The sequence below is a fragment of the Sphaerochaeta sp. genome (assembly GCF_050256055.1).
GTDB lineage: Bacteria > Spirochaetota > Spirochaetia > Sphaerochaetales > Sphaerochaetaceae > Sphaerochaeta.
Genome location: NZ_JBFWIJ010000006.1, coordinates 107,330 through 118,790 on the forward strand (window position 1 = coordinate 107,330; position 11,461 = coordinate 118,790).

Annotated in this window: 9 protein-coding genes and 1 tRNA gene; 6 read left to right on the forward strand and 4 right to left on the reverse strand. The window is 51.7% G+C overall.

Annotation, left to right across the window (positions count from 1 at the left end):
• Nucleotides 1-78 precede the first annotated feature (78 nt).
• Together AB7C91_RS04090 and udk are read left to right on the forward strand one after the other, a co-directional pair.
• A complete protein-coding gene (locus tag AB7C91_RS04090; protein ID WP_332446838.1) occupies nt 79-1,110 on the forward strand; it encodes an aldose epimerase family protein in 1,032 nt (343 codons plus the stop codon).
• Nucleotides 1,111-1,182: 72 nt separating this feature from the next.
• Nucleotides 1,183-1,794: a uridine kinase gene (gene udk / locus AB7C91_RS04095; RefSeq protein ID WP_332446837.1), complete on the forward strand. Its 612-nt coding sequence runs from the start codon at nt 1,183-1,185 to the stop codon at nt 1,792-1,794.
• Here the strand turns inward: udk and yidD are convergent.
• Nucleotides 1,786-2,079, reverse strand: a complete 294-nt coding sequence (gene yidD, locus AB7C91_RS04100; RefSeq protein ID WP_332446836.1) for a membrane protein insertion efficiency factor YidD — start codon at nt 2,077-2,079, stop codon at nt 1,786-1,788. The two genes, udk and yidD, sit on opposite strands and share 9 nt — an antisense overlap.
• Nucleotides 2,080-2,208: 129 nt before the next feature.
• Here yidD and AB7C91_RS04105 point away from each other — a divergent pair, with 129 nt between their 5' ends.
• From AB7C91_RS04105 to AB7C91_RS04115, 3 genes are all read left to right on the forward strand, one after another.
• Nucleotides 2,209-2,379 carry a hypothetical protein gene (locus AB7C91_RS04105; protein WP_332446835.1) on the forward strand — a complete coding sequence of 57 codons (171 nt, stop codon included), beginning with the start codon at nt 2,209-2,211 and terminating at the stop codon, nt 2,377-2,379.
• 188 nt (nt 2,380-2,567) lie between these two features.
• Nucleotides 2,568-6,359 (forward strand): 5'-nucleotidase C-terminal domain-containing protein, encoded by a 3,792-nt coding sequence (locus AB7C91_RS04110; protein ID WP_428589399.1) that lies wholly within the window; start codon nt 2,568-2,570, stop codon nt 6,357-6,359.
• 145 nt (nt 6,360-6,504) lie between these two features.
• A tRNA-Asn gene (locus tag AB7C91_RS04115) sits at nt 6,505-6,577 on the forward strand.
• Between the two features lie 107 nt (nt 6,578-6,684).
• On the opposite strand, the gene galE is transcribed toward AB7C91_RS04115, so the two are convergent.
• From galE to AB7C91_RS04130, 3 genes are read right to left on the reverse strand one after another with little or no spacing between them, the layout of a single operon-like run.
• Entirely contained in the window at nt 6,685-7,671 is a 987-nt protein-coding gene (gene galE / locus AB7C91_RS04120) for a UDP-glucose 4-epimerase GalE (RefSeq protein ID WP_332446599.1), read from the reverse strand.
• A 14-nt stretch (nt 7,672-7,685) separates the two neighbouring features.
• Nucleotides 7,686-9,023, reverse strand: coding sequence for a phosphomannomutase/phosphoglucomutase (locus AB7C91_RS04125; protein WP_332446600.1), 1,338 nt, complete (start codon nt 9,021-9,023; stop codon nt 7,686-7,688).
• The gene (locus AB7C91_RS04130) at nt 9,024-9,497 is read right to left on the reverse strand and encodes a hypothetical protein (protein WP_332446601.1); all 474 of its coding nucleotides are present in this window, start codon (nt 9,495-9,497) and stop codon (nt 9,024-9,026) included. It lies immediately after the preceding gene.
• A gap of 78 nt (nt 9,498-9,575) precedes the next feature.
• On the opposite strand from AB7C91_RS04130, the gene AB7C91_RS04135 reads away from it, so the two are divergent.
• The coding region (locus AB7C91_RS04135) for a class I SAM-dependent methyltransferase (protein ID WP_428589404.1) at nt 9,576-11,461 on the forward strand (1,886 nt) is incomplete at its 3' end.

Genomic DNA, 11,461 nt, shown 5'->3' on the forward strand with positions numbered 1-11,461 from the left:
GTTTTTAGCGGTTGTTGGCTTCTCCGAGCGGGTGTATACTTTTTCAGAATAAGGCATATGGTTTGAAGGGAGTGTGCTATGCTGACCAAACGAAATGTAGGAACAACGGAAAACGGCGAGGCCATCTATTTGATAACGTTGCAAAGCGGTTCCATTACGGCGGAAATTCTGAGTCTCGGAGCCAACTTGAAGACCTTGAGGACACCCGACCGAAACGGCGAGGTGCATGATATCGTCCTGGGATTCGACAATCCTTTGGAGAACCTTACTTCCACCACCTATTTCGGACAGGTTGTAGGTCGGTTTGCAAACCGCATCGCCCAGGGATCTTTTGTCATGGATGGAAAAACCTATCATTTGGAGAAAAATGATGGGCCTAATTCCTTGCACAGCGGGAAAAGCAACTGGGGTTGGCGAAATTGGCATGTAGAACTCTTCGAATGGAACCAGAATCCCGGGGTGGTCCTCAGTCTTTTCAGTGGGGACGGGGATGGTGGTTTCCCCCATGGAGTGAATTGTACGGTTTCCTACCTGTTGAAAAGCAGCGGGGAGTTGCAGATCGAGTACGAAGCGACAGCCGACGGCCCCACTCCAATCAATTTGACCAATCACAGTTATTTCAATCTGGCGGGGGCGGGAAGTGGGACGATACTCAATCATGAGGTTCAGCTTGCCTGTGATCGATACCTTGAGGTGGACGAACAGTTGATCCCTACCGGCAGGGTGCTATCTGTGCAAGGAACGGCTTTTGATTTCACGGTGCGTAAGCCAATTGGAAAGGATATCCAGCAGGCCGGTGGATATGACCATTGTTTCATCCTGGCTCGTCCCTCGTCGAAACCGGTCGAATTTGCATCAGTCTATGAACCGACCACCGGACGGACCATGCGCATCAGTACCACTCTTCCGGCAGTGCAGATGTACTCGGGAAATTTCTTGCAAGGAAAGGAAATAGGAAAGGGTAAGATTGCATATCCGAAGCATGGAGGCATTTGCTTCGAGACCCAATACTATCCTGATGGTCCAAATCATCCTGAATTCCCCTCCTGTATATTCAACAAAGAACGTAACTTCAAACACACCACCATATTTGCCTTCGGAGCGAAATAATCGGATGCATGGTACTTGCGGAGATAAAAACAATACGGTATAGACAAGTACGCGTAAGGGAGACAGGTACGGATGAAAGAGGTGAAGATCATCGGGATAACCGGGGGATCCGGGTCGGGTAAATCTACCATTGTGAGAAAGATCAGCGAGGTTTGCACTGATTTTGTGTTTATTCCGCAGGATAACTATTATCGGTCTGCGACCTTCATCAGCAATGATAATATCACGGCTTTCAATTTCGATCATCCGGATGCATTCGACATGGAGCTGTTGCATGAACATCTGAAGACGTTGAAGGAAGGAAAGGGCATTGAGATGCCGCTCTATGACTTCGTCCATCATCGTCGAAAGGAGGAACGCGTCCTGGTCGAGCCCAGGCCATTGGTAATTATTGAAGGGCTGATGGTGCTGTATGACAAGAATATCCGTGATTTACTGGATCTTAAACTGTATGTCGACACTCCTGATGACATCAGATTCATCCGTCGCTTGAAACGGGATATTGCGGAACGGGGGAGAACGGTCGACAGCGTATGCAACCAGTATCTGGAAGTGGTCAGACCGGGGCACTACAATTTCATCGAGCCGACCAAACTCTATGCAGATCTGATCATTCCTGAAGGTGGATACAATGAGAACGCACTGTCGGTGCTCATCCCCTTCGTCAAGGAACTTTCACGTTGATCGACGCTTGCGAAACAGGGTGTATCCGTCCTTGATTGCTTTCCAAGACCAGATCTGGGGGACCGGATCCTCACCGCCATAAAAGAAACGGCTGCATCTGAAAATTCGGGCGAATCCCATGGCTGAGCCTTTGAAAATGCCATGTTTCATTACGGATTCGACCATATATGATGAACAAGTGGGATGATAATGACAGCTGGCGCCGATGAATGGTGAAAGCAGTCCTTTGTAGAGATACACTGGTATGAGAAAGGTCTGTCTGAGAAACCAAGAGATTTTTTTCATAGGAACATTCTATGTTTGGATTGTCAAAGTTGCAACAAGTGGGTAAACTGGTAAGGTAGGGATTTGACTTGCCAGCTGAGAATCGCTATAGTAGTGGAAATTGAGTAAAATGTATGGAGGGATAGGTATATGGCAGGAAACGTATCAAAGAACGCACGCCGTGAAGGTGCAAAGGTATTGACCAGCCGCTGGGGCGGCACCATCAAGATGAAGGCTGTTTTTGAAAACGGGAAGCTTCGTCATGTGGCTTATTGCGAGAAATCCGGGAATACCGCTCGCAAGCCCAAAGATCTGATGTAAGGTTTTTTATCCGAAAAAATGACCATAAGCCTGTGATTGTAGCTATCACAGGCTTCTTTTTTCTTCATTTGCAGGCCTAAATCACCATTTTTCGCGTATTTTTGATGTATCCGATTCTAGCAGTGTGTGTTATAGTGTTGTTGAGTACGTATACAACGACACATGAGAACGTCATGAGGAGGAAACACGTGAAACGTCTTTCAAGAACAATTATGACAGCAATGCTGGTAGCTTTGTTGGCTTTCTCCCTTGTAGGCTGTAAGAGCACTGCAAAGGTTGAGCCGATTCCGCCAGCTCCTGTCGTAGAACCTGCCCCTGCTCCGGCTCCGGCAGTACCTGCACCAGCACCAGCTCCGGTCCCCGCTCCGGCACCCGCCCCAGCACCGGCACCCGCCCCTGTTGCAGCAGCACCTGCCCCGGCACCAGTTGCCGCAGCTCCTGCTGAGATGGTTTACCCCTACGGTGTGAAGGAAATTGTAAAGAATGATGATGGGGCGAAGACCTTCGACCTGTTCATCGTGCACACGAACGACCTGAACGGCAACATCTACTCCATGAACGGAGGGCTCGGTCTTGCGAGACTGTCCACCGCTCTGAAGGCCGGCAAGGCGATCACCAACAACTGGCTGCTTCTGAACAGCGGCAACGTTGGGGACATCCCTGCCGACAAGGCGATGCTTGCGGCATCGGTGATCGACGAGCTCGGCTACGACGCCTACACCCCGCAGGCAGTGCAGCTGGCTACCGGGATTGCCGGGACGAAGAAGGCCCTTCCGCTGAGTGCGAACGCGCTCGATGCGAACGGGTATCTGGTTGCCCAGCCGTACCAGGTGTACAACTACAACGGATTCAAGGTGGGCGTTGTGGGCCTTGTGGCCCCGAAGCCGATCCAGGGCGTGAGCTTTACCAGCTCGGTCATCCTGGACAATGCCCAGTATGCAGTGGACATGGCCAAGCAGTATGTTGATTACTTGGTGGTGCTCAGCGACCTTGGCAGCAAGGGCGAGATCACCAGCGAGATGGTGGCCCAGAACATCAACGGCATCGACCTGATCGTGGACGGAAACGGATCCGCGATGGCCGAGACGGTGAACGGGACGCTGATCGTGCGCGCCGACGAAGGGCTGAAGAGCGTTGGAGCGGTGCAGCTGAGCGTGGTTGACGGCAAGCTGAAGGCCGAGTACCCGATGCTGCTTCCCGCCGCCGACGTGCTTGACACGGGCAAGAGTGCGATTGCCAAGGCGTACGAGCCGTTTGCGAATGCGATGGGCTACACGCTGAAGGTGAGCGTACCTGAGGATCCGGCCATCGTGAAGCTGATTGGAGCCACCCCTGTGGTGAAGGCAGCAGCCCCGGCAGCTCCGGCTCCCGCTCCCGCTCCGGCACCCGCCCCAGCACCGGCACCCGCCCCTGTTGCAGCAGCACCTGCCCCGGCACCAGTTGCCGCAGCTCCTGCTGAGATGGTTTACCCCTACGGTGTGAAGGAAATTGTAAAGAATGATGATGGGGCGAAGACCTTCGACCTGTTCATCGTGCACACGAACGACCTGAACGGCAACATCTACTCCATGAACGGAGGGCTCGGTCTTGCGAGACTGTCCACCGCTCTGAAGGCCGGCAAGGCGATCACCAACAACTGGCTGCTTCTGAACAGCGGCAACGTTGGGGACATCCCTGCCGACAAGGCGATGCTTGCGGCATCGGTGATCGACGAGCTCGGCTACGACGCCTACACCCCGCAGGCAGTGCAGCTGGCTACCGGGATTGCCGGGACGAAGAAGGCCCTTCCGCTGAGTGCGAACGCGCTCGATGCGAACGGGTATCTGGTTGCCCAGCCGTACCAGGTGTACAACTACAACGGATTCAAGGTGGGCGTTGTGGGCCTTGTGGCCCCGAAGCCGATCCAGGGCGTGAGCTTTACCAGCTCGGTCATCCTGGACAATGCCCAGTATGCAGTGGACATGGCCAAGCAGTATGTTGATTACTTGGTGGTGCTCAGCGACCTTGGCAGCAAGGGCGAGATCACCAGCGAGATGGTGGCCCAGAACATCAACGGCATCGACCTGATCGTGGACGGAAACGGATCCGCGATGGCCGAGACGGTGAACGGGACGCTGATCGTGCGCGCCGACGAAGGGCTGAAGAGCGTTGGAGCGGTGCAGCTGAGCGTGGTTGACGGCAAGCTGAAGGCCGAGTACCCGATGCTGCTTCCCGCCGCCGACGTGCTTGACACGGGCAAGAGTGCGATTGCCAAGGCGTACGAGCCGTTTGCGAATGCGATGGGCTACACGCTGAAGGTGAGCGTACCTGAGGATCCGGCCATCGTGAAGCTGATTGGAGCCACCCCTGTGGTGAAGGCAGCAGCCCCGGCAGCTCCGGCTCCCGCTCCCGCTCCGGCACCCGCCCCAGCACCGGCACCCGCCCCTGTTGCAGCAGCACCTGCCCCGGCACCAGTTGTTGCAGCTCCGAAGGCTGTTGAGTATCCGCTCGGCGTCAAGGAAATCGTAAAGAACAATGATGGAGCCAAAGAGTTCGATCTGTTCGTTGTCCACACCAACGATGTGCATGCACGTATCGTTCCTGCTGACGGCGGTATGGGTTACTCCAAGCTTGCAACCATGTTGAAGATGGGTCGCGCACTTACCAACAACCTCTTGGTGTTGGATGATGGTGATGTGACGCATGGAACCAACCTGGCCAACATGTTCCAAGGCGAGACCGTGGGTGTATTGCTCACCATGCTCGGTTATGATGCAGTTGCTCCCGGCAACCACGACTTCAATTACGGCGCAGACCGCCTGATTCAAGCTGCCAAGTATGCCGAAGACAACACGACGCTCAGAGTACTCAGTGCAAACGTTCTGGATAAGAATGGGTATTTGGTATTCCAGCCGTACCAGGTATACAACTACAACGGATTCAAGGTTGCGGTTGTTGGTTTGACCACTCCTGATACTGCTACCAAGACCCACCCGAAGAACATTGAAGGCCTTACATTCGCCAACGATGAAATCTTCCAGTATGGTCAGCAGGCTATTGATACGGCAAAGAAGTATGTTGATTACATCATCGTACTCGGCCACATCGGTATGGATGCTGATGGATCATCTGGTCTTACCAGTGAGAAGATCGCTCAGAGAATCAAGGGTATCGACCTCTTTGTCGATGGCCACAGCCATACGGTCCTCAAGGAGGGCAAGAAGGTTGGAGATACGCTGATCGTTTCCGCTGGCGACTATATGAAGTATGTTGGACTCGTTCAGCTGCATGTGAAGAACGGTAAGGTTACTGCAACCTATCCGATGCTGATTCCTGCAGAAGACGTGTTGAATGCAAAGGATTCCGCACTTGCCAAGCAGTACGGCATCAAGGACATTCCCAACGATCCTCAGGTCGATGAGTATATCTCCTACATGTCCGCTAAGCTTGACTCGAAGTTGAGCACTGTGATTGCAACCATTCCTGAGAAGCTTGATGGTGAACGTGCAGACGTCCGCACCAAGCCGACCAACCTTTCCAAGTTGATCACCCAGGCAATGACTGCTGCAAGTGGTGCTGACTTCACCATTACCAATGGTGGTGGTATCCGTGCTTCGATTGAGGCTGGCGACGTGACGATTGGTGAAGTCATCAACGTCCTGCCGTTCACCAACATCATCACGGTCGTCGAGGCCAAGGGCTCTGATGTGTATGCCGCGCTTGAGCATGGCTACAGCATGCTTCCTCAGACGAATGGTGCATTCTCCCAGACTGATCTGCAGGTGGTGTACAACCGCTTCGCAGCTCCTGGAAAGCGCATCCTCCGCGTCCTGCTGAATGGTAAGCCGATTGATAAGAATGCTACCTACAAGGTGGCTACCAACGACTTCATGGCAGCTGGCGGTGATGGTTACACCATGTTCGGCAAGGTGCTTACTGAAGGATCCCTGCTCAGTGATGTATTCATGGAGTTCCTCTCGAAGAACTATCCCGTGAAGTAAATCCAAAGCTTTGATCAGGAACGGCTGCCATCAGGCAGCCGTTCCTTTTCTGTAGTCTCAAGAGGCTATTTTCCTGTGAACTTTCGGGAAACTGCTTGACAATACCGTGCCTATCGGGTAATGTACCAATCGTTCGAAACGATATTCGCCTATAGCTCAGTCGGTAGAGCAGGTGGCTGTTAACCACCCTGTCGGGGGTTCAAATCCCTCTGGGCGAGCAAGTTGAAAGACAATCCATGTCGTGTGGGTTGTCTTTTTTATTGTAGGTACTCCACAAAAAAGCGGCAACCCGAGGATTGCCGCAGTGAACGTTTTGTTTTGCCTGTTACGGCTCCAGTTTCTTCTGGTTGGCTTGATACACCTTCCAGGTAGTCTGGATGATGGTTTCGACTGAAGAGTGTTCAGCTTTCCATCCAAGACTCTTATATGCCAATTGGGAAGATGCCACAAGCTTGGCAGGATCGCCTGCTCTTCTTTCCACATACTGGGCGTCTATGGGTTTTCCCGTAATCTTTCGAGCCGTATCGAGAATCTGTTGTACGCTCAGACCTTCTTCGCTGCCCAGATTGACGACCAGATTTCCCTTGCCTGCATTCAAGTAGTCAGCAGCAAGTACATGCCCCTTTGCAAGATCGGTCACATGGACATAGTCTCGTACTCCGGTACCATCAACGGTATCATAATCATTTCCGAATACCAGAAGATTGGGACGGATGCCGGATGCCACTTCCATGACCACAGGGATGAGGTTCGCCGGATTGTTTTCAAGGCCGAGCATCCTTCCACGCTCATCGTATCCTGCCGCATTGAAATACCGAAGCGATACGTAGTGGAAATCCTTGAGCTGGGCATACCATTTGAGATTTTCCTCCACGCAGAGCTTGGTATATCCATAATAATTGGTAGGGTTCTTGGGATGATTCTCATCGACCGGTAGATAGGAAGGTTCCCCATATACGGCAGCGGAGGAGGAAAGGATGAAATTTTTTACTCCTGCTTTGATGCAGCCGGTTATCAAATTCAAAGATCCAGAGATATTGTTCTGGGAGTATTTGATGGGCTTGAGCATCGATTCCCCAGCCGCCTTGAATGCTGCAAGATGAATGACTACATCCCATCCTTCCTTGAGCACCTGAAGCACCCGATCCTTATCCTGGATGTCTCCTTCATAAAAAAGAGCCTGGTCATTCACATTGGAACGTAAGCCCGAGGAGAGATTGTCAAAAATCCCGACCGTATCGTTGCGATCGAGAAACTCGAGGGCGACGTGGGTGCCAATATATCCGGCACCCCCAAACAATAATACTTTCATGAAAAGTTCCTCACTTAGTTGAACTGTCGGATGATGGATGAGAGCTCGTTTTTCCGTTGTACCAGCTCTTCGTCGGTCTTTGCTTCCACTACCAAGCGTAAATACGGCTCGGTGTTCGATTTGCGTACATTAAACCACCAAGAAGCAAATTCGATGCGATATCCATCGAAATCCATGACCTTGGTCGGTGTATCCTCTTCGACAAATCGGTTGTAGAGAGCTTGCATCGCATCATCCTTGTGCTCCAGCTTAAAGTTGATCTCTCCGCTGTTCGCATAACTGATGATGGAATCAATGAAGGATCCGATGCTTATCCCTTCAGATTTCAACTCCGAGACCACTTTCAGAACGAGCAACGAAGCGAGGAACCCACTGTCGCAATTGAAGAAATCCCTGAAATAGTAGTGGCCTGCAAGTTCTCCCCCGAAGATGGCACCCAGCTCTCGGAGCTTGTTCTTTGCAAAGGCGTGTCCTACCTTCCAGGTATGTACGGTAGCACCAAGCTTGGTGAGGTATTCAGTAGTGGAACGGCTGGTTCTGATGTCCACCAATACATTGCCCTTTTCCTTTCTCAGGTAATGGTAACCGAGAACCGAGGTGATGTAGTCGGGCTGCAGGAAGCGTCCATGTTCATCAAGGAACATGACCCGGTCGGCATCCCCATCATAAATGACGCCGATATCACTGTGATTTTTCAAAACAGCTTCTTTCAGATCGTTGCAGTTCTCGACTTCCAACGGATTGGGCTCATGCGCCGGGAAGGTTCCGTCAAAATGATCATAGAGGTAATGATGGTTGTTTCCCAAGAGGTCCTTGACCAACAAATTGGCCATACCATGGGAACAGTCGATCGAAATGTTCAGGTTGGAAGTATCGGGAACGAATTGCTTGAGGAAGGCAAGATAGGGAGTTTTCGCATCTTTGGAGATGATGATCCCCTGTTTGGGGGCGATCTGGATTTTTTCTTCCTTGACCATTTGTTCAAGTTCCTGCAATCCACTGTCTGATCCAACAGGAACAGCCTTTGCCCTGCTGATCTTCAGTCCGTTGTATTGTGGAGGGTTGTGGCTTGCCGTAATCTGGACCGAAGCATCGACTGTAAAATGGACCGTAGAAAAATATACCATCGGAGTGGTCGCCAATCCGATGTCATACACATCCGCACCGCTGTCCGTGATTCCCTTGCACAGTGATTCAAAAATTTCCTCACTGCTGGTCCGGACATCACGGCCAACCAAAACCACCTTGCTTTGCAGTAGTTTGGGAAGGAAATATCCGATTCGATACACGGTATCCTTGTTGAAATCCTTGTTGTAGATTCCTCTGATATCGTATGCTTTGAATGCTCCCATCTATTCCTCCTTGTTGCGAATCTGCAACTCATTGATAAATTGTTTTCGGTCCATCAGCTCAAAAAAATGCACGGTCCCGTCCTTCATGATCACCATCTCGACAATCTGGCGGAAGGTCTTATCCCAGAAGGTGGCCTGTTGGAGTGTAACATCACTGCGTCTGCCTTGAATCACTTTCCAGGCAAGGCTTTTTGCCACCGGTCTGGTCTCGCGCACTTCGTCCAGAGAAAAAGAACCTTCATACTTGATGAAAGGTTCCTTGGGTCTTTTCTGCCGAATGTTGATGCCGAAGAGGGTGGGTGTCCGCTCAAAATCTTCAAAGTAGAGGGAATTGCCCGACCGATAGAGAAATACTCCGAATTCTCGCATGATACCTTGGTTGTTTCCGTACCATGTGGCATAGGTACGCCAAGTGAGGGGGGCTCCACGTTTTTTCTCAAGCTCTTCGATAAAAGCCTGTGCATCTTCTTCCATCATTTTTTCCTTTGCTTCTCTAGCTTTTTTCTATATTAGCATATACACTGCGTTGCAGAAAGAGCTACTAGGAATGACATGGATTACACAGAAAAGGATTTTGGAAAGATTTTGAAAGGGAATGCTCTGAAAATGCGTCGTTTGATGCTGAAGAGCGGAACCTCCTGTATGAGGGTATATGATCGAAACCTTGAACGGTTTCCGGTAACTGTGGATCTCTATGGTCCCTATGCAAGGGTCACTGATTATAGTGTAGATGGTTTGGATGCAGAAACCGAGCGAGTATGCTGCGATATTGTCTCTCGGATGCTTTATGTACAGACCGACCATGTGGTGTTCCATCGCCGTCCGAAACGGATGGGAAAGGAACAACATACCATGCAAGGGGAGACTTCCTTGGAGGTACAGGTCACAGAGAATGAACTGGTATTCACTGTTGACTTGACCAAACGCATCGATACAGGATTGTTTCTTGACCATGTCATGACGAGAATGATGGTTCAGGACATGAGTATCGGATGCAAGGTGTTGAACTTGTTCTCCTATACTGGAGCTTTCTCGGTGTATGCTGCCCGAGGTGGAGCTGAACTGGTGGAATCGGTGGACTTGTCCAGTACCTACACAGCGTGGGCTGAAAAGAATTTGGCTGACAACGGTTTTTCCGGGCCCATGTATCCATGCATTTGTACTGATGCCCATCAGTATGTGATGCAGGCGTTGGATGCAGGGAAGGTCTATGATTTGATTATCTTCGACCCCCCGAGTTTCTCGAACAGCAGGAAGATGGACCAGGATTTTGATGTCCAGAGGGATTATCTGCGTTGGATGAAAGTGCTGAATGCACTCTTGGCGAAGGATGGGACATTGGTGTTCTCGACAAATCTGAGTACCTTCAGGTTGGACACACAAGCAATTCGTGGCTATGAGATTCAGGAAATAAGCAATCAGGTCGCAGCACCTGGATTTACCCGCCGTTTGGGAACGGCACGGACGTGGTTGCTGACCAAGCAGCACGGTGTACGATTGACCGCCTTCGATAGGTGGTCCGTGAAACAAGAAGCTGGCGAAGACCAGCGCGAAGAAACAAACAAGTTTATGGAACAAGAACGTATGAACAAAGAAACAGAAGAAATGAATGAACAAGAAGAATTGGTAGTAGCTGCGCAAGAAGCCGTAGAAACTGAAGATACTGCAGTGGAAGCAGTCGAAGAATCAGTACAGGAAGAGAACACTGAATCGGCAGAACCCAACCAAGTCGAAGATGATTTGCTCAGCCTTCACTGGGAAGAAGAGGATTTTGCTCCCTTGCTTTCCCAGGACGCCAGCGAAGAACCGGCCCAGGAAGTAGGAGAAGAAGAACGCCCCCGCAAGGAACGCAGGTCTGAAGGGCGTGATCGTGATGACCGACGTCCCTTTGACAGAGACCGTCGTTCTTCCTCTCGTGACCGCGACGAGCGGCCCCGGTACAATGACGATCGCCGTCCTTCATTCCGCGACCGCGACGAGCGGCCCCGGTACAATGACGATCGCCGTCCTTCGTTCCGCGACCGCGACGAGCGGCCCCGGTACAATGACGATCGCCGTCCTTCGTTCCGCGACCGTGATGAGCGGCCCCGGTCCAACGATGACCGCCGACCTTCGTTCCGCGATCGTGATGAGCGACCCCGGTACAATGACGATCGCCGTCCTTCGTTCCGCGATCGTGATGAGCGACCCCGGTCCAACGATGACCGCCGTCCTTCGTTCCGCGACCGCGATGAGCGGCCCCGATACAATGATGATCGCCGTCCTTCGTTCCGCGACCGTGATGAGAAACCCCGGTTCAAAGATGACCGTCGTCCTTCGTTCCGCGACCGTGATGAGAAGCCCCGGTCCAACGATGACCGTCGTCCTTCGTTCCGCGACCGTGATGAGCGACCCCGGTTCAACGATGACCGTCGTCCTTCGTTCCGCGACCGCGATGA

Excerpts from the sequence above, each read along its gene's own strand:
- AB7C91_RS04090 (WP_332446838.1), top strand. The coding sequence starts at position 79 with ATGCTGACCAAACGAAATGTAGGAACAACGGAAAACGGCGAGGCCATC.
- udk (WP_332446837.1), top strand. The coding sequence starts at position 1,183 with ATGAAAGAGGTGAAGATCATCGGGATAACCGGGGGATCCGGGTCGGGT.
- yidD (WP_332446836.1), bottom strand. The coding sequence starts at position 2,079 with ATGAAAAAAATCTCTTGGTTTCTCAGACAGACCTTTCTCATACCAGTG.
- AB7C91_RS04105 (WP_332446835.1), top strand. The coding sequence starts at position 2,209 with ATGGCAGGAAACGTATCAAAGAACGCACGCCGTGAAGGTGCAAAGGTA.
- galE (WP_332446599.1), bottom strand. The coding sequence starts at position 7,671 with ATGAAAGTATTATTGTTTGGGGGTGCCGGATATATTGGCACCCACGTC.
- AB7C91_RS04125 (WP_332446600.1), bottom strand. The coding sequence starts at position 9,023 with ATGGGAGCATTCAAAGCATACGATATCAGAGGAATCTACAACAAGGAT.
- AB7C91_RS04130 (WP_332446601.1), bottom strand. The coding sequence starts at position 9,497 with ATGGAAGAAGATGCACAGGCTTTTATCGAAGAGCTTGAGAAAAAACGT.